This window comes from Pararhizobium qamdonense (assembly GCF_029277445.1).
Taxonomy (GTDB): domain Bacteria; phylum Pseudomonadota; class Alphaproteobacteria; order Rhizobiales; family Rhizobiaceae; genus Pararhizobium; species Pararhizobium qamdonense.
This window is the reverse complement of sequence record NZ_CP119566.1, coordinates 2,669,929-2,691,653: the sequence shown is the minus strand read 5'-3', so window position 1 is coordinate 2,691,653 and position 21,725 is coordinate 2,669,929. Positions and strand designations below refer to the sequence as shown.

At 55.7% G+C, this 21,725-nt stretch carries 24 protein-coding genes and 2 tRNA genes; 15 read left to right on the top strand and 11 right to left on the bottom strand.

Translation table 11 applies throughout. The annotated features are described in order from the left end of the window. Nucleotides 1–4: 4 nt before the first annotated feature. From PYR65_RS12980 to PYR65_RS12970, 3 genes are read left to right on the top strand one after another with little or no spacing between them, the layout of a single operon-like run. Nucleotides 5–2,218 (top strand): hypothetical protein, encoded by a 2,214-nt coding sequence (locus PYR65_RS12980; RefSeq protein WP_276118282.1) that lies wholly within the window; start codon nt 5–7, stop codon nt 2,216–2,218. Between the two features lie 55 nt (nt 2,219–2,273). Beyond that, nucleotides 2,274–4,382: a hypothetical protein gene (locus PYR65_RS12975; protein ID WP_276118281.1), complete on the top strand. Its 2,109-nt coding sequence runs from the start codon at nt 2,274–2,276 to the stop codon at nt 4,380–4,382. Next, the gene (locus tag PYR65_RS12970) at nt 4,382–4,918 is read left to right on the top strand and encodes a hypothetical protein (RefSeq protein WP_276118280.1); all 537 of its coding nucleotides are present in this window, start codon (nt 4,382–4,384) and stop codon (nt 4,916–4,918) included. The genes PYR65_RS12975 and PYR65_RS12970 overlap by 1 nt, the downstream gene beginning before the upstream one ends. Here the strand turns inward: PYR65_RS12970 and PYR65_RS12965 are convergent. The 3 genes from PYR65_RS12965 to PYR65_RS12955 form a co-directional block, all read right to left on the bottom strand. Beyond that, nucleotides 4,915–5,079 carry a hypothetical protein gene (locus PYR65_RS12965; RefSeq protein ID WP_276118279.1) on the bottom strand — a complete coding sequence of 55 codons (165 nt, stop codon included), beginning with the start codon at nt 5,077–5,079 and terminating at the stop codon, nt 4,915–4,917. The two genes, PYR65_RS12970 and PYR65_RS12965, sit on opposite strands and share 4 nt — an antisense overlap. Before the next feature lie 417 nt (nt 5,080–5,496). Further along, entirely contained in the window at nt 5,497–5,973 is a 477-nt protein-coding gene (locus PYR65_RS12960; RefSeq protein ID WP_276118278.1) for a lysozyme, read from the bottom strand. A 54-nt stretch (nt 5,974–6,027) separates the two neighbouring features. After that, nucleotides 6,028–6,807, bottom strand: coding sequence for a GIY-YIG nuclease family protein (locus PYR65_RS12955; RefSeq protein ID WP_276118277.1), 780 nt, complete (start codon nt 6,805–6,807; stop codon nt 6,028–6,030). Between the two features lie 180 nt (nt 6,808–6,987). On the opposite strand from PYR65_RS12955, the gene PYR65_RS12950 reads away from it, so the two are divergent. The 4 genes from PYR65_RS12950 (at nt 6,988) to PYR65_RS12935 (ending at nt 8,864) form a co-directional block, all read left to right on the top strand. Beyond that, nucleotides 6,988–7,182: a hypothetical protein gene (locus PYR65_RS12950; protein ID WP_276118276.1), complete on the top strand. Its 195-nt coding sequence runs from the start codon at nt 6,988–6,990 to the stop codon at nt 7,180–7,182. Continuing rightward, a complete protein-coding gene (locus PYR65_RS12945) occupies nt 7,179–7,508 on the top strand; it encodes a hypothetical protein (protein WP_276118275.1) in 330 nt (109 codons plus the stop codon). Before PYR65_RS12950 ends, PYR65_RS12945 begins: the two co-directional genes overlap by 4 nt. A gap of 87 nt (nt 7,509–7,595) precedes the next feature. Beyond that, complete coding sequence (locus PYR65_RS12940) at nt 7,596–8,405, top strand: hypothetical protein (protein ID WP_276118274.1); 810 nt, start codon at nt 7,596–7,598, stop codon at nt 8,403–8,405. A gap of 216 nt (nt 8,406–8,621) precedes the next feature. Beyond that, on the top strand, nt 8,622–8,864 hold the full coding sequence (locus PYR65_RS12935; protein WP_276118273.1) for a hypothetical protein: 243 nt from the start codon (nt 8,622–8,624) through the stop codon (nt 8,862–8,864). A gap of 18 nt (nt 8,865–8,882) precedes the next feature. Here PYR65_RS12935 and PYR65_RS12930 read toward each other — a convergent pair whose 3' ends face one another. Next, nucleotides 8,883–9,140, bottom strand: coding sequence for a hypothetical protein (locus PYR65_RS12930; RefSeq protein ID WP_276118272.1), 258 nt, complete (start codon nt 9,138–9,140; stop codon nt 8,883–8,885). Nucleotides 9,141–9,378: 238 nt separating this feature from the next. On the opposite strand from PYR65_RS12930, the gene PYR65_RS12925 reads away from it, so the two are divergent. The 3 genes from PYR65_RS12925 (at nt 9,379) to PYR65_RS12915 (ending at nt 12,606) form a co-directional block, all read left to right on the top strand. Continuing rightward, nucleotides 9,379–9,942 (top strand): isochorismatase family protein, encoded by a 564-nt coding sequence (locus tag PYR65_RS12925; protein ID WP_276118271.1) that lies wholly within the window; start codon nt 9,379–9,381, stop codon nt 9,940–9,942. Beyond that, nucleotides 9,939–11,006: a GlxA family transcriptional regulator gene (locus PYR65_RS12920; protein ID WP_276118270.1), complete on the top strand. Its 1,068-nt coding sequence runs from the start codon at nt 9,939–9,941 to the stop codon at nt 11,004–11,006. Before PYR65_RS12925 ends, PYR65_RS12920 begins: the two co-directional genes overlap by 4 nt. Nucleotides 11,007–12,387: 1,381 nt before the next feature. Then, nucleotides 12,388–12,606 carry a hypothetical protein gene (locus PYR65_RS12915; RefSeq protein ID WP_060640952.1) on the top strand — a complete coding sequence of 73 codons (219 nt, stop codon included), beginning with the start codon at nt 12,388–12,390 and terminating at the stop codon, nt 12,604–12,606. 685 nt (nt 12,607–13,291) lie between these two features. Here PYR65_RS12915 and PYR65_RS12910 read toward each other — a convergent pair. The 5 genes from PYR65_RS12910 to PYR65_RS12890 all read right to left on the bottom strand — a co-directional run bounded on the left by PYR65_RS12910 (nt 13,292) and on the right by PYR65_RS12890 (nt 16,044). Further along, entirely contained in the window at nt 13,292–13,579 is a 288-nt protein-coding gene (locus PYR65_RS12910) for a hypothetical protein (protein WP_276118269.1), read from the bottom strand. 22 nt (nt 13,580–13,601) lie between these two features. Further along, a complete protein-coding gene (locus tag PYR65_RS12905; RefSeq protein WP_276118268.1) occupies nt 13,602–14,168 on the bottom strand; it encodes a hypothetical protein in 567 nt (188 codons plus the stop codon). Nucleotides 14,169–14,420: 252 nt separating this feature from the next. Continuing rightward, nucleotides 14,421–14,494 (bottom strand) — tRNA-Cys (locus PYR65_RS12900). A 251-nt stretch (nt 14,495–14,745) separates the two neighbouring features. Further along, the gene (gene lexA, locus PYR65_RS12895; RefSeq protein WP_276118267.1) at nt 14,746–15,459 is read right to left on the bottom strand and encodes a transcriptional repressor LexA; all 714 of its coding nucleotides are present in this window, start codon (nt 15,457–15,459) and stop codon (nt 14,746–14,748) included. A 306-nt stretch (nt 15,460–15,765) separates the two neighbouring features. After that, nucleotides 15,766–16,044 (bottom strand): hypothetical protein, encoded by a 279-nt coding sequence (locus PYR65_RS12890; RefSeq protein WP_060640950.1) that lies wholly within the window; start codon nt 16,042–16,044, stop codon nt 15,766–15,768. Between the two features lie 221 nt (nt 16,045–16,265). On the opposite strand from PYR65_RS12890, the gene PYR65_RS12885 reads away from it, so the two are divergent. Next, nucleotides 16,266–16,340 (top strand) — tRNA-Asn (locus PYR65_RS12885). Nucleotides 16,341–16,467: 127 nt separating this feature from the next. Here PYR65_RS12885 and panE read toward each other — a convergent pair. Beyond that, a complete protein-coding gene (panE, locus tag PYR65_RS12880) occupies nt 16,468–17,391 on the bottom strand; it encodes a 2-dehydropantoate 2-reductase (protein WP_276118266.1) in 924 nt (307 codons plus the stop codon). A gap of 123 nt (nt 17,392–17,514) precedes the next feature. On the opposite strand from panE, the gene PYR65_RS12875 reads away from it, so the two are divergent. Next, complete coding sequence (locus tag PYR65_RS12875) at nt 17,515–17,961, top strand: winged helix-turn-helix transcriptional regulator (RefSeq protein WP_276118265.1); 447 nt, start codon at nt 17,515–17,517, stop codon at nt 17,959–17,961. 135 nt (nt 17,962–18,096) lie between these two features. Continuing rightward, nucleotides 18,097–18,729, top strand: a complete 633-nt coding sequence (locus PYR65_RS12870; protein WP_276118264.1) for a LysE family translocator — start codon at nt 18,097–18,099, stop codon at nt 18,727–18,729. 42 nt (nt 18,730–18,771) lie between these two features. Here the strand turns inward: PYR65_RS12870 and PYR65_RS12865 are convergent, their stop codons facing one another. Continuing rightward, complete coding sequence (locus tag PYR65_RS12865; RefSeq protein ID WP_276118263.1) at nt 18,772–18,930, bottom strand: hypothetical protein; 159 nt, start codon at nt 18,928–18,930, stop codon at nt 18,772–18,774. Between PYR65_RS12865 and PYR65_RS12860 the strand changes: the two genes are divergently transcribed. Together PYR65_RS12860 and PYR65_RS12855 are read left to right on the top strand one after the other, a co-directional pair. Then, nucleotides 18,920–20,377: a cryptochrome/photolyase family protein gene (locus PYR65_RS12860; protein ID WP_276118262.1), complete on the top strand. Its 1,458-nt coding sequence runs from the start codon at nt 18,920–18,922 to the stop codon at nt 20,375–20,377. The two genes, PYR65_RS12865 and PYR65_RS12860, sit on opposite strands and share 11 nt — an antisense overlap. After that, nucleotides 20,374–21,717, top strand: a complete 1,344-nt coding sequence (locus PYR65_RS12855) for an NAD(P)/FAD-dependent oxidoreductase (protein ID WP_276118261.1) — start codon at nt 20,374–20,376, stop codon at nt 21,715–21,717. The genes PYR65_RS12860 and PYR65_RS12855 overlap by 4 nt, the downstream gene beginning before the upstream one ends. Nucleotides 21,718–21,725 lie beyond the last annotated feature (8 nt).

Sequence of the window (21,725 nt, the reverse complement as noted above, 5' to 3'; positions counted from 1 at the left end):
CTACATGGAAGAATGGCAGCGCAGAGCAATCGAGCGAGATAAGGCTACCCAACAGGTTCCCGATTGGATGAAGAAGGCGATGGAGCGCGATGCCGTTGCCGCCGATATCTTCAGTGACGCTGGTCCTCGCGTAGCTGACATTGATGCCAGCGACGATGCGCCGGCTATGATCCGCATGCAGGTTGGCTCTTTGGATAAACAGTCCGATAGGTTGAATGCCCTTCGCAAGCACTATCCTGATGCAATCGCCGATCCGGAAGACCCGGAAAATAACTTCATCTATACCGACGAAAAGGGCAAAACACGCCGTTATAACCAGCCAAATTGGTTGCCGTTTTCCGGCGGTGATTGGGCATCAGCAGCGCCCGAAATCGCAGAAACTGCATTTGGCGCTGGTGGCGGTCTCCTTGGCGCATTTCTTGGTGCTGGCACTGGTGCCGGTACTGGTGCGGTTGCAGGTTCAGTCGTTCCCGGTCCAGGCACGGCAGCGGGCGCAATTGGAGGCGCTGGCTATGGAACCGTTGTCGGTGCAATGACGGGCGCGGGCATTGGTTCGGCAGCTGGTCGCGAAGTCACACAGCGCGGTCTCAATTACCTTTTTGGCAACGAAGACACCCGCACCGGCAAAGAACAGCTGGTCGATGCCGCTCAAACCGCCGCCCTTGGTGCAGCTGGTGAAGGCGCGGGCATGCTGATTGGCAAAGGCTTGCAAGCAGGCAAACGATTTATCCCAGGCACCGACGCATACAAAGCCAGCGTTGTCGGTCTTCCCGACGATCCGGCAAAGGTCGCACGTCGCGTTGAGGACTGGCAAAAGATCGGCGTCGAACCCACGGCAGGCCTCGTTTCCGGCAATCAGCGCACAGCTTTGCTTGAAAATGCCCTCATCCCAACACGCACCGGGCACGAAATTCAGGCTCGCATCGAAGACGCGTCCAGAGCGCAGGCAAACGAGTTTTCTCGCGTTGTTGATGGTATTTCCAGCCGACCGTTGACGGTAGCCGAAGCTGGCGAAGCTCTGAAGAAGCAAGCGCAGATGGCGAAAGACGCTGCAACCGCTCGCTCTAACCAACTTTACGATCAGATCGGCGAGAAGATCACCAGCCCCGCCGTTGCCGACAACACAGCCTCATTCTTGAAGAGCCTTGCCGACGAACGCGCCGGTTTTGGCGAATTCGACAAGCTGACACGCGGCAGTCAAACCGATTCCGTTATCAGTCAGGCACAAGCCATTGTCGAAGATGCGGGCAAAGGCATGCCATTTGAGAAGCTGAAACAGATGCGGACCCATATCGCACAGCTGGCAGAAGGCACCGATGACAGGGTGCTTCAAGGTCAGCTTAACGGTCTCCGTGCCGCGCTCACAGCCGACATGGAGAAGACCGCGTCCGTGAATGGTCCCGATGCACTTCAGGCGTTTAGGAAGGCAAACGCGAATTACCGCCGCATGGTCTCCGAAGATCGTTTTGGGAAGGGTTCGGTTGCCGACACCATCTTGAAGAAGAATGGCGACGACATCTATGGTTGGGCAATGGCAAGCCAGAAGAATGGCGGCAATCGAATCGCACAGACCCGGCGCATTGTTGAGCGCTCGGAAGGCGGAAAGGAAGCGTGGGATCAAGTTGTATCCGGCTTTACCGAACGTCTCGGCACCACCAAAGTTGACGGCGAAGACGTTTTCAATCCGACGCTTTTCCTCAATCAGTGGTCAAAGAGCGTGTCGCCGGAAGCCAAGGACGCCCTGTTCAAGGGCACCAAGAATGCTGGCTACCGCAAAGACCTCGACACCTTGAGCCGTCTCGCCAAGGATTTCCAGACCTACAAGAAGAGCGCCAACCATTCGAACACCCAAAACCATAAGTCCGTTTTAGAAAGCATGGACCCGTTTAGTCGCAACAACATCATGGCAACCGCCCTTGGTGTTGGAAGCTCATTGGCGACTGGTGGTGCGGCTGCGACCGGTATGCTTGCCGGTGCAGCCAAAGGCGCTATCGGCGGCACGTCTCGAATGATGCGCCAAGGAAGCCGCGTGAAGCTGTTGCAGAACCCGGAAACCGTGAACTGGCTGGCGAATGTCGGCAAGGCAGAGATGCAAAAAGGTGGTTTGAAAGCTCATGTTGGTAAGCTGAAATCGCTCGCTGTAAATACGCCAGACAACGCGCTTGCGGCGGCAATCAACGAATATCTTCGCGATGCCAGACTTACCGATGACCAATAATCCAAACGGGGTGAAAGGCCCGATGAACCAATAATAAGAGGGCGACAAAGCCACAATGACAGACATTATTTCCAGCGATTGGGCTGAACTTGACGCCAGCAACAGCAATCCTTCACCGAACGGCGTGCAAGGCGGATATGCGCCCTCTACGATTGCCCCTACAATTCGCGCTATCCGTGGTGCCGTAAAGCGCGCCTACGTCCAAGGCAACGCTTTGGTGACCACGACCGGCAACGGATCGGCATATCTGCTCACATACGGCGCAGCGCCAGAATCGTACGCGAAAGGCGTCGTCATCAGGTTCTACGCCCACACGGACAATACCGGCGCATGTAGCTTGAATATCAATAGCCTTGGACCGAAGAGCATCCTTTCACAGCACGGCGTGGCATTGACGGCTGGTCAGATCAAAGCCGGTCAGCTGATCGAAGTGGCTTACAACGGGACAAGCTTTCAGATCATCAGCAACGAAATTCATGATGCCAAATTCACTGGCAACACCACTTTTGCCGCGTTGTCCGGAAACGGTTCCAGCATCACTGGTTTAAACGGATCGAATATTTCAACCGGTACGGTTCCGGACGTTCGATTGCCAACTTTCATGGGCGGTAAGACGTTCACATCACCCGTCACGGTTCGAGGTGGTAGCGACGGTTATTCGGTAGTCGCGACCGGCGAAGCAAACAGATCAGGCTATCTTGCTTTCCACTTGGCGAACGCCAATCGCGTTGGCTACATTGGCTATGCCGACGCGAATACAAAGGTCATTTTGCTTTCCACGGAATCGGGTGCCACATTTAACTTTTCAGGCCTCGGCAACGATCCGACAGTGAACAACAATAAGATTTGGCACGCTGGCAACGGCGGTGCGGGTTCTGGTCTGGCTGCTGATACGACCGATGGCTATCATGCGAGTGAAGCCAAATCCAACTCCACTCTTGTAGCACGTAGTTCAACCGGTCAAATTTCGGCACAAGATGCAAACCTGTCGCGTGATGCGACGACTGGCTATTTGTTCTTCGGTTCCAATGGGACTAACAATATCGGCTCGGACGGCACGTATATACGCACAGTCGGTCTCCCATTTCGTGTCAATGGCAACGCTTCGGCAACTGGTCAGCTTGATGTCACCGGGAATATCACCGGATATTCTGGCGGCATTCATAACCAAGCTGCCAACGCATCTTCGAACTCGGTCTATTGGTGGAAAAACTCTTCAGGAACACCGCGTGCTGCCCATTATTTTGGTCCAGAAGAGCGCCTGATCACCAACCTGTATGACTCATCTGGCACATTGGTTCGATCGGCTGGCTATCGTGTTTCTGATGGCGAGTTCTGGGTACAGGGTTTCATCAAGACCGATGGTAACGTTCTGGGCAACGGTATCTTCTCGACTGGTGCAGTTGGTGCTGGTGACGCACGTATGCAAGTCGATGGCAATGTCACATTCAAACTTGGCATGGAAGCTGCCCACGGCGCCTCGCTATATGATGCTCTGAACGCTCGCGTGAAAAACGATGGCGGAACATGGAACATCAACATCACTGGCAACTCACAAGCGCTGAATAACCAGAACGCAGCTTATTACACAAACATCCCGGCACGTCTCGGTTACACCCCGTTCAATCGTGCTGGTGACCAGTTCCAAGGGAGTATTTCTTGGAACACGTCCACTGGTGAAAAGACCTTCACGACTACAGGTGGTGTCTATTTGTATGGGAACACAGATAGCACCGGTTGGTATGATGGAAACAGCGGTGGCGGCACAGTTTGGAATTACAATAAGACCACCAAAATTCTCAACCTCGCTTCACAAGTCACGTCAAACGGCTCTGCCCTCGTCACAAACAATGGTGGCACATGGTCGCTTAACATCACCGGATCGGCTGGTAACTCGAACGCTCTTGGCGGTGATGGTCCAAGCTCGTTTGCAAAAATTCATACGGGCAACACGACCACCGAAACGAACTATCCGCTCGGTCACATCATCTTTGTGAGTATGGTGAATAGGCCCGACCTCAACACGTTCAACACCATTCGTATCAGCGGAACGACTGCATACACCAACGATTCGTCTGGAACAGCATTGGCTGGAACGTGGCGTCATCGTGGCGGCTATACCGTATCCGGTGACCGTTTCGGCATCTTTCAAAGGGTAAGTTAATGACAGAAGAAATCATATTGCCGGATGTTCCGGCACCTATCAAACCAGCAACCAATTCACTAAACGAAGTGTATTCGATTGAAGCGATTGACGCGCATGGGGAAACCTATTCATGCGAAGTCAATCTGACCGACCGTGATGGCGAGACGTATGACGCCACTCACATTTACCGGGCATCCGATCCTTATGGTTTGTCTCCAATCCTTAAGGAATGGGTGCTTGCTCATCCAGACTTTCCGATTGCCAATTACGTTGAGCCGCCTGCCCCGACTGCTGAAGAGCTTCGCGCTCGGATGCCTTCAATTACGCCTCGGCAGCTTCGCTTAACGCTGGTGCGCAATGGTTTCTCGCTTGCCAGCGTAACAACAGCAATCGCCGCATTGCCAGAAGGCCCGGTGAAAGACGAAGTTCAGATCGAATGGGAATACAGCACCAGTTTTGACAGACTGTCGCCAACGCTTCTGGCAATCGCGGATTCGCTTAATTTGCGCGCAGAGAGCGTTGACGAGTTATGGTCTATGGCGGCGGCTGCTTAAGCGGCTTTTGACGTAGCAGCCGGTTTGCGGGTTTCCGCAAGGTTCTGCGCATTCTGCAGAACAGCCATCTCGATCAGGTAAGCCAATACGGTTTCGCCTTCGGCGACCGCGAGAATCTTTGCTGCTTTGAGTAGTTCGTCAACGTGCTGTTTGGATCGCATTGTAATTTTCCCCGTTCTAAAAAAAGTCGCCTCTGAATTGTAACAGCGATAACACCCCTGTACCGCAACACAATCCTTGCGGGTGACCGTTAATAAAGGGTTAAGCAAAATATCTAAATCGGGCAATGTTACACTTCGGCAGCTGACAAATGTCCTTCGTGACATCTCCAAGTTCACAACACGATGAGCCCGCGCTCATTTGGAGATGCGGGCCTATTCGCGTGTGATAATCAAGACAGAAATTGCCAGAAGATTATTATTTTTCAGCCACTTACGACTGATTTCACTTGACTGAATTGACAGAGCTGATATAATCAGGGTAACCGCTTGAAAATATAAAGATGAACGAGTTGCAAGCTGTCGCCGGTGGAATCGTCAAACCAAATCAGCACCATAGCTCAAGTATCCACCAGCCATTCAAGTTTTGGCGACCCCATTTTGAAATAGATCGAATTCGGCTTGGCGACGAATGGTCAGTCCTTTAAGCGGCTTTAGCACCCCGTTTACTCGCGCCTTGTTCCATTGCATCCAAGAGGCACGAATCAACGCCACGGCGTCTTTGTTGTTGATTCTTTTCAACAGCGTCGAGGATGCCAACGCGCCCTCACCCAAGTTATACGCAAACGACACCAGTGCCCCGAACTGGTCGTCGGTGACCGGCACCTTCACCAGTTTACGCACAGCGGCTTCAAAGCCAGCCAGATCGACCAACAGAAGCCGTTCAGCTTCGGCGGCGGTGATCCGCTTACCGGCTTTGACATCCGCTTTAGTGACGGTCTTGGTATGCCCGTAACCGATTGTCGGAACATTGGCAGGGCAGAGATACGCTTTGAGAATGCAGCCTTCAGAACGCTTGATAAGGTCCAAGGCTTTCGGAGATGTTTTGTTTTTCATCTCCATATTTATCGAAATCTGAAAACCGCGACGGTCAGACAGCGGTAGACGGCATCAATGAAGATGCCGCTTGCTCGCTTCGATCAGGGACTTCAGCTTTGATGCGGACTGTTTCATCTCATCAAGGCCTTCCGCCATTTCGAGTTTCAGCCGCTCGATTAGATCGGCGCGTTCGCTATCCGAAAGAGCGTCGTATTTTGAGGTAACAGGCCCCTCACCGATTACTTTTATACCGGTGTCGTCTTCCGCCTTAGCTACGAATGCGAACCCAAGTTCAGCCCATGACATGCCAACCACATGTTGACCAAGGGTTTGGAGGTATCGCGACTTTGCGAAGGCAAGACGTGTTATTACCGTTTCAGATTGCTTGCAGGCCTTCCACACTGCGAATTGACTGAAGGCTACTTCGGAAGCTTTTGCCGCCGCCATGGATGATGTGAATAGGCCCCATGGTGTAATGAAGTCGCCGATGTAGCGCATTTGGCGACCCGTAAGACGCTTGCGCGAATTCTCGCGGGCATCATCAGTGATAAGCCGAATACCACCACCAGCAGCCTTGGAATTGCAAACGTGCTGGTTCGTCTTGATGTGGAAATCTTCGCGAGCATGAAGCTGTTCGAGATTGCAGTATTCAAGGACGGAAAATGATACCGCCGAATTGCCTGTCGCAACCGTATTGAAAGCCTCTTGAATAGCTGGTGCATGATGCCGGTTGAGATGCAAATTGCGCTTATGATGGTAAAAACGCGATTTCAGATTATGGCTTGCGCCGATATAGGTTGTACCGTTTACGGTTAGAGCGTAAATGCCGGAATTGTTAGCGGTCTGTGTCATGTGAGTTGTCTCCAATAATTTCTTGTTCACATAATTATGTAGTAAATAACGGTTTTCCAGAGACACAGATTCAGACTGAATTAGAGGAAAATTACGTAATATTTGGGTTTTTTTTGGAGATTCGAAATCGCATGTTTTGCCTACATATTGGAAACACATGATATGGAGCGAAACAATTCGATGGCAATCAACATCACATCCGCAAAGCCTATTGGCGATCACATTCGCATAGTCGCAAACGGCGAATTCGATCTGAAAATTCCGCTCGGCTTAGATTCCGCATACGTCTTTTTTGGTGAAGCAACAGTCATTCTTTCTCAAGACGACACGCGTGCAATTCAACATGTCATCGATGCGTTACCGACTGATCGATGATCGATTTCGCGATATTGCCAGACGAACGCGATCAAACCGGCTGGATTGAAATCGTGCGGGTCCAAGTCTCGTTCGACCTCAAATCATGCCACTACAGCCCGACGACCCGCGAAGTAACGGCTGCTGAATTGGAAGGCCTCATCAAGAAAGCAATTCGGATGAGGTGCCCCGACAGCGGCGATGCCTATCTGCTGGCGATCACTGGCTTCAGCGATAAGTGCCGGGAAAATCCCGATGCCATGCAGAAGCATTTGAAAGGGTATCTGAACCACCCCATCAGGTATGTCATCATGAAAGAGATTGAACGAAGAAACGCCTCCAATTAGGGCTGAAGTTGTGTATCGCCGACTCTACCCGTTGAACGGCAGCCGCCTTGCTCTACAGTTCCCATGAAACCATCGGGAGTATTTCACATGGCGGATGCTAAAGAAGGCGAGCTTTTCAGGCTCAATTATTTGAGGTCGCCAGTCAAGATGGGAGACAGCCCACGGGCAAGGCGGCGTTTCTCGCAGCTTTTTGAAGACTCTATGGCAAATGGAGCTGACTTTGCGAACGGCGTTCGTCGTCAACTTGGCATCCATTATCCAATGACTGCCTATAGCTACGATCATGAACGGTTTTGGGTTCATAGCGAAGTGGGTGACTTCCTAAGCGGCATCACGCTTTGGTCTCGCGTTGTACGACATCATAAACCAGCCCTTGACGCAGCCAGACGAATTTTTGATGAAGAAGACCTGCACTACCGCATCGATGACAAGGGCGGGGTGCACTACTTTATTGATGAACCTTTTGCCTATACGGTCGAAAGCACGCTCGCTGGACTTGGTGATGCCCGCTTCACTGCCGCACGCCACGCTCTTGAGGGCGGACTAAAAAGCCTTGGTCCAACGTACCAAAGCGGCAAAGGGCTCATCCGTGGGGTCTTTGAGGCTGTAGAGACAACGTTTCTTGTAATCGTTGGATCACAAGCAGGTAATCGCCTTAATGGGCTCGCTGTTGAAAAACATTTGAAGCCGCTGCTGATGACTCGATACGCTTCAACGCCGCAAGCTGATGACAAGGTTGCTCGCATTTTGGACAGCTTCAACGCTTGGGTCAAAGAAGCTCATCCTTATCGACATGGCACGGCTGCTGGCGAAGAAGTGCACGAAGCTCCACTCGATATGGCTATCCTTTCCGCAAACACCGGCATGGGCTTTATACGGTTCTTGGCAGGGCTCTAAAATCCTGTTGTAGCCTATGACATTTCTGTAGCAGTGGGTATGACATTTCGCTTGACGACAACGTGAAATTACGTAATAAAAACAATGACTAAATTCACCCAGTGGCTCCCACCTCTTCCGCCATTTCAATTCCAATCTGGGCACCCCGATTCCCGCCGATTTCCCTCCGGAAACGGCGGTGAGCGTGCGGAGCAGCTCTCCCTTCGATCCCATGATGTGAACTTCGGCCTCCGCGACCTCGACCCGCTGGCCGAAGGCGCGCAGGTGCTCCTGCCGATAACCACCCCCGTCGAGCTTGATGCGCTGGCGCGCCACATCGGCGAACCGGCGCACGGTGGCCAGCGTCATCGCCCGGTTGCCGGTGCTTTCGAGCATGGCCTGCGCGCGCTCGGCATCGACCTGCGCCTGGTCGCGGAGCGACTTCAACCCGGCGATGCGGTGTTTGAGCGCGGGGTCTGAGATATCGGCCACGCCTGATTAGATCGCGTTGTAAAGGCGTTTGAGCCGAAGGTCGGTCTCGGCCGCCCCGCGGTTCAAGTCGCCGATATGCTCCTGCCTGAGTTCGGCCCGTTCATGCCGGCGGTCGAGGACCGAGGCCAGCACCGGCTCCTGACGGTCGGGCTGGAGTTGCCGATCCTCAATATGGCTGGCGACGATGGTATCGAGCTTCTCCATCGGGATCGAGCGGCCCGAATAACCGGCCTCGCCCTGGCGCTTCTGGTCGGAGATGGACACGTCATACTCGGCCTTGCGCGGTCAAGACACGAAGATAGAGGGCGGCGCGGGTAGCGATGCCCGGTGTTTCAGCGCTGTGGTGGAAGAGGCTTCCCGCGCGCAGGCGACAAGCATTTGCTGCACTCGATCCTGCCCATGCAATTGGCGTGATTTGTCTCATATTCGTCCGATCGAGGGATTTTTTTGCGAACTAGTTGAGCGTAAACTGTATCGAGATTGATTGTAGGAGATACATAAAATGTCCGCAGACACCGCTCTTCTCGTCATTGACGTACAGGAATCCTTTCGGCACAGACCCTATTTTCGCGACCAGGACGTGAAGGCCTATATCGAACGCCAGCAAGCGCTGATCGACGGCGCGAAAGCCGCTGGAATTCCGGTCGTCCAAATCCTTCACGTCGAAGAAACCGGCGTCTTCGCCGAAGCATCGGGGTTCGTCGTTCCGCTCGCGCCGCTTCGCATCGAGCCGGACGCGGTGTTTCGCAAGGGTCGCCACAGCGCACTTGTCGGCACTGGTCTCGACGTATGGCTGACGAAAAACGGCGTCCGCCGCATCATCGTCTCCGGCATCCGCACCGAACAATGCTGCGAGACGACGACGCGCCACGCTTCGGATCTCGGCTATGCGGTTGATTATGTTGGCGAGGCGACGCTGACCTTTCCGATGACGGATGCGACCGGCCTGGAATGGAGCGCGGCGGACATCCGCGCCCGGACCGAACTCGTGCTGGCCGGTCGCTTCGCGCGCATCGTTACCGTCGAAGAAGCATTGAAAGGCGCCTCGGAGAAGATCGCCGCATGACAGAACGCGAGCGGCAAAAGGTGATTTCGGTTTTTACGATCGTGCCTCCGCGCGCTCTGCTGCTCGACATCGCCGGTCCGATGGAGGTCTTGCGCAAGGCCAACCTCCAGCAGACCGACGTCAGCTTCACAGTCGATTATATCGGACCGTCTGCCGGCATTCATACGTCGGTCGGAATTGCTCTCGCGGGCATCGCACCCCTACCGCCAAGTATCCCAGACGATGCGCTGGTGGTCATCTCCGGTTCAGCGGACGAGCCGCTGGGTGGCATCTACGACGATCGCAGCGATGATGCGACGTTCGAGGAAGAGATCGTCGAATGGCTGCGGCGAACCATCCGTCCGGACACCCGGCTCGTGACGATCTGCTCGGGAGCGCTGCTCGCCGCCCGTGCCGGATTGCTCGACGGCTATGAATGCACCACCCATCACGCGACGATCGAAGCGCTTCGTAGGTCGGCGCCACGGGCGCGTGTGCTCGAGAACCGATTGTACGTGGAAGACCGTTACCGGCTGACCAGTGCGGGCATCACCGCCGGGATTGACCTGATGCTTGCCATCGTGGCGCGGGAGGTCGGCCATCCGACAGCGCTCGCGATCGCTCGATATCTCGTCGTGTACATGCGGCGCGGCCCGGCCGATCCACAGCTCTCGCCCTGGCTCGAAGGGCGGAACCATATCCATCCGTCCGTTCATCGGGCGCAGGACGCCATCGCGGCCGATCCCTCCCGGTCCTGGTCCGTGGAGATGCTCGCAACGGTCGCCGCGACGAGTCCGCGTAACCTCTCGCGGCTTTTCAACGAGCAGACGGGCATGAGCGTGATCGACTATGTGAACCGTATGCGCATCGCGCTCGCGAAGGAAATGGTCGTCGGATCGCGTCTCGATATGGAGAGCATCGCCGAACGGTCGGGATTTGCCTCGACCCGTCAGTTCCGCAGGGCCTGGGGCCGGCTGCATGACGCTCCGCCGGCGCGCATGCGCGCGGTTTCCGGTTCTGGAGGCGGCCAGCAAAGAAGTGGCCACCGCGCGGATGAATTGGGCATGGCGACGCCGGAACCCTAACTGTTTCCGCGCATCGAGTCGATGTCTCGCGAGAGTTCTCGCAGGAACCGCGATCGCCTCCTCGCAATCAATCAAGACGATTGCGGGATTAGAGCGCTATAGCGTAGACGTAGTGCTCATCATCGTCAGGCGCAGCCCGCCATGAACGCCGCTTATATATTTGATTTCATATCACAATCATTGCTGGATGACCGGCGCATCCACCCTTCCCCAAGCCGTCTTTCGCGACATAAAGCCTGCGAAAGGCAGCAACACCTCTATTCCGGATGTTCACAACAACCAGCGTGGCAAGAACCCGTCACCGGATCAGATGACGGGTTCTCGATGCCGTGCAAATGCAGATCGTTAAAAAAATCCCCAATACGTAGACCCAATAGGCAGAATTGAAAACGGCTTCGAAAATATGCTGTTCCGGTCTTCGCCAAGGTAACAGCCCAATTAAATTAGCTTTGCCTAATTTAATTGTCCATTCACCATTGTGCTAGGGATGAAAACTGCCGTGATGACGGAGCATGGCGGCCGGATCGTAAAACCGAAGTGGTCACTACGCTCCGCTTAAACCGCCCTCGTCCAAAGGCCGTATCCCGCGCGCCTTATGTCGGAATTGTCTCGTTTGGCGCCGGCGGCTACAAAAAAGCGTTGGCCTTGAACGCCATAGGGGCATGGCATTTTTGTTTATAGTGTCGTGCCATGCCCCGCCCAAGCCATGCTGACACTTAAGCTACCCTCTTCAACGTCCAAACTCTTGGTCCAACCTCTTAAGGAAACATAGCTGGCAATACCGTGCGGATTTTCTATGCCTATATTGCGATCTGCGCTGTTTTGAGTGGCCTTGCTCTCTGGACCCTCTTTTTGCTCGTCTCGCCGCCACAGCAGGCCGTGCGGCCGACCCCCGGATTTTCCAACGCGGATACAACCGGCAAGCCCTACAAGGGCGCACGAAGATCCTGCGCGATCGGCGGCATCTGTCCGTAAGGGTTTTGTACATTTTTCGCACACCGGCGCGTGTTTCGGCCTTATCAATGTGACAATAAAACCGCCTGATCCATCAGCGCTACGCGACGCGTCGAGCCGGCTTTGCTGCTCGATATTCGACCCTTCATCCGCTCAGACTGTTCAAGTGCGCGTGAAGTCGCCTGCTCAAACCAATTTTAACAATCTGTTCCAGACCGTTAGGCCCGCTTCGGACGCATCGGCGATAGTGCATGACCATCGGACTTAAATAGGCTTAGGCATATTTCACCACCTTCCGAAATATGCTATGTTGCCCTCCTACGCATTGAGTACCCACCCAGCAGTGAAACGCCCCCTGGCCAGCGTCTTTTGGCGTCTGTTCATCAGTTGAACTCAAGTGCTGCAAAGCGCGGTGAAGGAGAATGCCATGCATTACAGCGTGCAGTTTTTCACCTGGACCCCAAAACAGGGCGTCCATCAGGTCGGATCGACGATCGAAATCGATGCCATCAACCCCAAGCTCGCGGCCGTATCGCTGTTGGGACTAAGATTGGATGAGACCGGAACGGCCAAAAAACTCGCTGTGCGGGTCTGGACGGCACCGGATGATAGCAAAGCCGATTGCGCCTGTTTCTACTATCATTAACGGTGTACCGCTTGCATAAAAGCCAAAGGACAGAGTTATCAGCGATAGAGATTGCAAAGAATCCTGCTGAAAAATTGTCAGCTTAGGCGGCGATAAGGTGCCCGCACTGCTGACTGACTTTGGCTTCCCTTAAAAATGGTTTCAGCACATTCAGGGAAACGTCGAGTGGGCCGGCCGTCGATTGACTATCGAGCTGATGCGATTGCGACTCGTTCTGGCTTCATCGTAGGGATAAGCCCAAAAAACCCCGAAAAGCGAACAGACAAGCAGCCAACTGAAACCGCTCCGCCATTTTCTTGAAGCAATGACTGCAGTCACAAAGCCGCAAATGATCCAGATAATGATGCGTCCCATGAATACACCCTACCACACCCTATGAGAGCATATTGACACGATGTTCGCGTCGGCCAAGCCTATGAGGCAGGGTGTTTAAGCTGTTTGTGGAGAAGGGTAGCGAGATAATCCCGGCGCACATAAAGCAAATCGATTGCTAAGCAAGCTCACGAAATCCTCGTGCCGCTGACACCACGACGGTATTTTCAATCTGGGAAAATTTGGAGGCCTCGCCCGGAATTGAACCGGGGTGCAAGGATTTGCAGTCTTCAGTTTTGAGGTCTGGCTGTCTGATAATCCGATAGTAAGAGCGTCGTGGGAATTTCCCACTGCGTCCGGATTTGTGACGCAGTCAGCCCGCAGATTTGAAAAATGCATCTACCCAGATGCCGATCCCTGTGACGACAATGGTGAGCCCAACCGCAATCGCAGAGATCATCGTCCACCTTGCCGTCGAGACAGTGGCATCAGCAGCTTTCACAGTTGCACTTGCCGCCGCGATTTGCGCTTCAGCGGCTGTTTTCTCAAACTTGAAAACACGTCGCCGGATTTCGAGGTCGCGATCGTACGATCTTTGGGAGCCGGGTTGCTCCCCGCCGTGTTCAAACAACTGATCTTCAGAAACGGTAGACCAATCCATGTGATTTATCCCTCCTCGCGCGTCATTCCTCAGTTTTCATGGGTGTTCTGAACTTCCGAGAAGACCTATTCCGTCGTGCCGGCCAATCGGTGTTTTGATAGTCTGCAAAGCCCCTACCCCACGTAGAGAAATCATAATCTCCGTGCGGGACAGTCCCGAACCAGAATGCGTGCTCGGAAGCCTCCTGCGCCCAAGTCAGGATGGTGGCCACATCAATCTCAAGTGCGCTACGCTTGCCACGGCGATGCATTTGGACAACGAGCGAGCGATCTCCCACCATAATCGGGTTATGTAAGAGACGGTTGCGGACTTCGATGCTGTCCTGCACAAGCGGTATACGTTGCAAGAGCTTTTCCCGCCATTCGTCAGCCACCGACGTTTCGGGAAGTTGTAGCAGAAGACTTAGAATTTGAAGGTCTCTGCCGATGCTGCTCTCATATAAAATAGCAAGACCCATTTCCGATGTGAGCGGTAGAATCCGAATAATCGCATCCTGAATGGAATGCTCGAGGTGAGCACTGGCCTGGGCAAAACGACCTAGTGCAGAAGCCAAAGCGGGATTGGTGTCAGTGGCTGAAAAAACTTTCATTCGCTGCCTCCGCCTGGCACTCGCGCTTTCGCATCATTCCTCATGAGCTTACGCTGAAGATGCACTCCGCAATACGTGTTGTACCCTTTATCCCCTTGAATCCCGATGACCTTCGATTCGCATGTTGCATGGAGGCGCGGTCATCAGATTGAAACCCTTGAAAATTACGGGAAGTGCCTTGCAACATGGAGCGACAAGAAAATAAAGGGTGCCGTTGTCGGCACCCTGTATCATATTGAAATATGGAAAATTTGGAGGCCTCGCCCGGAATTGAACCGGGGTGCAAGGATTTGCAGTCCTCTGCGTCACCACTCCGCCACGAGGCCTCGTCAGCTCAAATCATCGAACTGTGGCGGCGGTTTAGAATGATCCCAAACAAATCGCAAGAGGATATTTCTGAAAAACGTCCGTGTTAATTTGCCAACGGACGTTCCCGAGCCAGTCTTCCACAGTCTGAAGCTGCGCACGTCCCTGCCCCATATCCTGGATCAGACCGTTGCGCACCTGCCATTTATGATCGGGCAATGCCAGCCGTTGGGATTGCCGCGTTTCCATCAAAAAACGATCGACGATGCAATCAATGATACCGGCGGATCAATCCGACCAGTTTCCCCTGAATCTTGACCCGGTCCGGCCCGAAGATGCGCGTCTCATACGCAGGATTGGCGGCTTCCAGCGCAATCGAAGCGCCCTTCCGGCGAAACCGCTTCAGCGTCGCTTCCTCGTCATCGACAAGCGCAACGATGATCTCGCCTGGGCTGGCGCTATTGGTATTGCGGATGATGACCGTGTCGCCATCCAGAATGCCGGCCTCGATCATCGAATCGCCGCGCACTTCAAGCGCATAGTGCTCGCCGGCACCGACCATTTCGAGAGGCACGGAAATATCATGAGTGTTATTCTGGATCGCGGAGATCGGCACGCCGGCCGCGATCCTGCCCATGACGGGAATGGAGACGGTGTCACTATTGGCTGCGGTCTTGACGGGTGCCGGAGGCGGCGCCGGCTGTGCGCCCAGGCTTCCCTGGATGACGCTGGGCGAAAAGCCGCGCTTGGGCTGCAGGCTGGTGGAATAGGCTTCCGGCAGCTTGATCACCTCAAGCGCTCTTGCCCGGTTGGGCAGGCGCCGGATGAAGCCGCGCTCTTCAAGTGCTGTAATCAACCGGTGGATGCCGGATTTCGACGCAAGGTCCAGTGCATCCTTCATTTCGTCAAAGGACGGCGGTACCCCCGATTCCTTCATTCTTTCGTGAATGAACAGAAGCAGTTCCTGTTGCTTGCGGGTCAGCATGAACGATCACTCCAGAATCGAGAAACAAATCAAGAACGAACACTATCTGTTCCATATGTGTTCCGCAAGTGCTTAAAATTCATTGAACGATTTCAAGGATGGAAGGCGATTTCGCAGGCCGGCTGTGGTGTGTCATGAGGCCGACTCGGTAAAATTGCGATCACGCGCATGCGTTTCGCGGATTGAGCGATTTTTTTGCGCGTGAGGTGCGCAACTGCAAATAGGAGTTGCCTGTCAAAAACGGTGCACTGACCGACGGAGGTCTCTCGCATCAAGCCGGTGCGCTTTGATCGTCAGCGCCTCGTCCTAGTTGGACGGCTGCCATTTGCGCGCCCACCAGACCGAAAGCTTACGCCGCCGGCGCCGCACGAAGGCGAGATCGTGGGACAGCACCAGCAAACCTAGAGGCACCATCCAGAACCCAAGGATAGGAAGGAATCCCAAAATGCCGCCAAAGATCAGAGCGACGCCGATGGTGATGCGCAACAAACGCGATTGCGGCAGCCGCATCCGCCATGAGCCGATAATCAGTTCATGGGTCCGGGCATCGATGCCGAATTTTTTCGTTTTTTGCGAGCCTGCCATTCATTTCACCTGTCTCAGAGTCAATTGCGCGCCCATCATAGCGCAATCCATTAGCGTCAAGGGGTTGGCTTGCGCACCATCTGGAAAGCGGTGCTCCCTTCAGATGGGAAGTTCTCCACAGTCTGACAAGATTGTGCGTTTTTTTTGAAAAACCGCTTGGCAAATCGGAAAAGCATTTGTATTAGCAGCCTCACTTCTGCAGCACACACCGCCGCAGATGATCCCTGGTAGCTCAGCGGTAGAGCATTCGACTGTTAATCGACAGGTCGCCGGTTCGAATCCGGCCCGGGGAGCCAAATTCATAAAGCCTTCGCAGCGATGCGAAGGCTTTTCGATTCAAGGCCAATCAGAAAGAGGTTTTGCCGCGTGGCGTGTCGGTTCAGGTTGGTCGGCGTACGGACGCCTCCCTGTCAGCAGCTATCGTCATTCCGCAGCCAAGCCCGACTGGTAGATCGACAGGTTGGCGAAGGCAGCGCTCAGAAGCGGCGTCGCAATCTGCGCCTCGCGGGCGCGCCGCACGAGATCGCCGACGATCTGCTCGGCTTCGATCCGCTTTGCCTGCTTCAGGTCGCGGTACATGGACGATGTCTGCGTCGATCCCTGCCGCGTGAGCTGGTCCCTGGCCGCAGCCACAAACGCATCGCTTGGCGCGGTCCCAACTGCGCGAACGGTCGCGACGGCCTCGTCGAGCAGGCTTGCGGCAAACTCAGCACCTCCGGGTGCTGCGGCGATATCACCGACAGCCCCGCGCATCAGGCAATTGATCGCCCCAAGCGAAGCCAGAAGAATCCACTTCTCCCACATTTCCCGTTCGATCGAGGACGACAGGCGCGCGTCGAAGCCCGCCCCTTTCATGAACGCGTCAATGGCCGCCATCCGGTCCGTTAGCGCCCCATCGCGCTCGCCATAAAACAGGTCATGGAACGGCGCCAGGTGAGCGATACGTCCCTCCTGGTCCAGCACCGTCGCAATCTTGCAGACGCATCCCGCCAGACGTTCCGCGCCAAACCGCGCGGAAAGCACATCCATGTGCTTCATGCCGTTCAAAACCGGCAAAATCAACGTGTTCGGTCCCACCGCCGGCGCAAAGTCCTCCACTGTCGCCGCCAGCGAGAACGCCTTGACCGCGAGCAGAACGATATCAAACGGTGCCGAAATCTCCCCTGCCGTGAGCAGCTGAGGCTTGATCGAGAGGTCCCCGGCCGGGCTGACGATCTGAAGGCCGGTCCTTCGCAACTGTTCGGCACGAGCAGGCCGGACGAGGAAGGTCACATCCTTGCCGGCCGCAGCCAACCTGCCCCCGAAATATCCGCCGGTCGAACCGGCTCCCACCACGAGCATGCGCATTGGCTCTGTCCTTATCGCCAGGGGTTGTGTTTACGGTTTCATGATACAACCTCTGTATCTTTATCCACAGGGTTTAAAAATACAACCGTGAACGCACGGTGATTTTCGAAAGGCGGATGCGAGATGCGGAGAAAGAGTTTTGGACATGCGCGTTGCCCCGTCGCCCGGTCTCTGGATACGGTCGGCGATTGGTGGACGCTGCTGCTCGTTCGCGATGCATTACGGGGCGCTTGCCGCTTCAGCGATTTTCAACAGAGCCTCGGCCTGGCGAAGAACGTCCTGAGCACACGGCTTCGAAAGCTGGTCGACGACGGCATCATGCGGCTGGAGCCATCGCGTTTGCGGCCCGACCGCAATGAATACCACCTGACAGACAAGGGCCGCCGGCTGCTGGTCGTGATCCTGGCGCTGCGTCAATGGGGACAAGAGCAGCTCTTTCAGGATGGCGAGGAGATGTCCGAGATGATCGACACGGTCACCGGTGCTCCGCCACAGCCCCTTCGTGTCCTCGCTGAGGACGGCCGCGCGCTCGTTCCCGAAGATATGTCCCTGCGAGTTGCCATAAGGTGAGCGCCAAACTCTCCGGGGAGACAGTTTACAAAGACCTTGCTAAGCGGCGAGGCCTGGGCTCGGCAGCGCTGCTTGCCAGACGCGACTTTTTGAAAATCCTGTTGTATAGGGTGCAAACCTAACCAGGAGCAGACAATGCCGCCGATCGAGTTGCTGATTGCCTTCATCGCGACCACCGCAGTCTTTGCCTATATTCCGGGGCCGGCGATGCTCTACGCTGCGGCACAAACCATTGCGCGCGGCCGCTGGTCGGGACTGATGGCGGCGCTCGGTATCCATATTGGCGGCTATGCCCATGTTCTTGCCGCAGCAGCGGGTCTTTCCATCCTGTTTCACGCCGTGCCGGCGCTGTATCTCATCGTGAAACTGGCCGGTGCTGCCTATCTTGTCTGGCTCGGTATCTCGCTGTTTTGCGCCAAGGTGGAGGGCGACGACGCCCTGCCCGGCATCGAGCCGAAATCGGGCCGCCGGGCATTTTTCGAGAGCGTCACGGTCGAGGTTCTCAATCCGAAAACCGCGATTTTCTTCGTGGCCTTCCTGCCGCAATTCGTCGATCCCTCCGCTGTCTTTCCGGTCTGGTTGCAGCTCGCAATCCTCGGAGCGATCGTCAACCTGATCTTTTCATCCGCCGATCTCGTCTGCGTCTTCCTTGCGGGGGCGGTGATGACACGGCTGCGGCGCTCGAGCGGCGCCCAGCGTCTGCTGCAGCGCGCCGGCGGTACCATGCTTATTGGCCTAGGCACGCATCTGGCACTCCAGAAGAGCTGATGCGGCAGAAGTTTGTTTTGAGGCGAGTGCGAGCAGCCTTTATCACGCTTCATTGGTGATCGCGTGCTGCGGCAGCGATGCCGGCATTTCCCGCAAAACAATGAAATAAATAGCTTTCTTCGCGAAACCTTTGATCCGCCGCATCCGTATCTGCGTAAGTAAAGACGTTGGATACGAAGCGCGGATAGTGATGAAAAACAACGGTAATTCCTCAGGCACTCCGATTATCGTCTGGTTTCGCAAGGACCTGCGGCTCGGCGATAACCATGCCTTGCATGCCGCTGCGCAGACCGGTCGCGATATCATTCCCGTTTATATCCGCGAACCGGCAGACAGTGAAAATGGGCCACTGGGTGCCGCGCAGGGCTGGTGGCTGCATCATTCTCTGAAAAGCCTTGAGGCGGATCTGGATAGCATCGGCAGCCGGCTCGTTCTGCGCAGCGGCAAACCTGATACGGCGCTCGCTGACCTGATTAATGAGACTGGTGCTTCGGACATCTATTGGAACCGCCGCTACGATCCGAAGGGGATCGCGGTCGATACGCCCCTGAAAGACCAGCTGTCTGATCAGGGCGTTACGGTGAAAAGCTTCGCCGGACAGCTTCTGCACGAGCCGCTGCGATTGAAGACGGGATCGGGAACGCCATACAAAGTCTACACCCCGTTCTGGCGGGCGCTCGAGGCAGCGGGAGAGCCGGACCATCCTCTCGACCGGCCGGAAAAGCTGGCAGCACCGGATCGGTGGCCCGCAAGCAATGATCTCGCCAGCTGGAAACTTCTGCCGCAAAAGCCGGATTGGGCAAAGAGTTTTTCCGAAGTCTGGACCCCTGGGGAAGCGGCAGCGCTGGAACGGCTGGAGGCCTTCGTCGATGATGGGATGTCCGGCTACAAGACCCGGCGCGACCTGCCGTCGGTCGATGGTACGTCCGGCCTCTCGCCCTATCTCGCCATGGGGGAAATTTCCCCTGCCCGCATCTGGCATGCGACGCGCAACCTGCACAATGTTCCCGCTGACGACGTGATCACCTTTCGCAAGGAACTCGCCTGGCGCGATTTTTCCTATCATCTGCTCTTTCATAACCCCGATCTGCCGCGCGAAAATCTCAACCGGAAATATGATGCCTTCGCCTGGTCGGGAACGTCGGATGCCTTTGATCGATGGACAAAGGGCGAGACCGGTTATCCCGTCGTCGATGCCGGGATGCGGCAGCTCTGGCGGCACGGCACGATGCACAATCGCGTCCGGATGATTGCGGCGTCCTTCCTGATCAAGGATCTTTTGATCGACTGGCGGCGCGGCGAAGCCTGGTTTCGCGACACGCTGGTGGATGCGGACCCGGCCTCCAATGCGGCAAGCTGGCAGTGGGTCGCGGGAAGCGGTGCCGATGCCTCGCCGTTTTTCCGGGTCTTCAATCCGATCCTGCAGGGCGAAAAGTTCGATCCCGACGGCATCTACGTCAAAACCTTCGTGCCGGAACTGCAGGACCTGCCTGCAAAATTCGTACACCGTCCGTTCGAGGCGCCCGAAGCGGTTTTGAAGACCGCCGGTGTGACGCTTGGACAAACCTATCCCCAGCCTCTCGTGGACCACGCAAAGGCGCGCGATCGCGCTCTTGCTGCCTATAACAAGATCAAGGACGCAGCATGAACGCCCCCTTTTCCCATGGTCCCCACCATTCTCCCGGCCGCCGTCTGTCGATCGCCGTGATCGGCTCCGGCGTTTCCGGCAGCTCCGCCGCATGGGCGCTCAATCCCGTCCATGATGTCACGCTTTACGAGAAGGACGAGCGGGCGGGCGGGCACACGGCCACGGTTGATATCGACTATGACGGTACGCCGCTGTCGGTCGATACCGGCTTCATCGTCTATAACGAGGCCAATTATCCCAATCTCACGGCCTTGTTTGCCGAGCTGGACGTGACGACGCACAAGAGCGACATGAGCTTTTCCGTCTCGCTGGATCATGGCCGGCTGGAATGGAGCGGCGACAATCTGGCAACCGTGTTTGCCCAGAAGCGCAATCTTGTCCGCCCGTCCTTTCTAATGATGCTGCGCGAAATCCTGCGCTTCAACCGCATTTGCCTGGAAGACCGCAGTGCCGGCCTGCTTCAGGCGATGTCGATCGGCGATTATCTCAACTGGCGCGGTTTTTCACCCGGTTTCACCAACAATTATCTTGCGCCGATGGCGGCGGCGATCTGGTCGTCGCCGACAGCGAAGATGCTGGAATTTCCGGCCGAAAATTTCATCCAGTTCTTCGACAACCATCGCCTGATCTATTCCAAGCCGCATCCTTGGCGCACGGTAACCGGCGGCAGCCGCAACTATCTGCACAAGCTTCTGCAGCCGCTGGGTGACCGCGTCCATCTCGGCTGCGGCGTGCGCTCGCTGCGGCGGGAAGACGGCCGGGTCATCATCACCGACACGCAGGGTGCAACGAAAGTCTTCGACAAGGTGATCATCGCCGCCCACAGCAACCAGGCGCTGGCGATGCTATCGGATCCGACACCAGCAGAGCGCGCGCTTCTGTCGGCAGTGCCCTATCATGCCAATCGCGTCATTCTCCACCGGGACACGGCATTGATGCCGAAACGCCCGAAGGTCTGGGCATCGTGGAACTATCTGCGCTCGACCAAACCCTGCGGATCGCAGGGTGTTGCCGTCAGCTACTGGATGAACCGCCTTCAGGGGATCGCGCCGCAGCACCCGCTGTTCGTCACCCTCAATCCGGAGCGTGAGCCGGCTGCGGACAAGGTCTTTGCCGAATTCTCCTATGATCATCCGCAGTTCGACGCCCGCTCGATGGCTGCCCAGCGCGATCTGAAATCCATTCAAGGCGACAACAACACCTTCTTTGCCGGTGCCTGGACAGGGTACGGTTTCCATGAGGACGGCCTGTCATCCGGCCTTGCCGCAGCCGAAGCCCTTGGCGGCATCATTCCATGGCGTGAGCAGGTTTCCTCAATCTTCAAGGAGGCGGCGGAGTAAATGCGTCC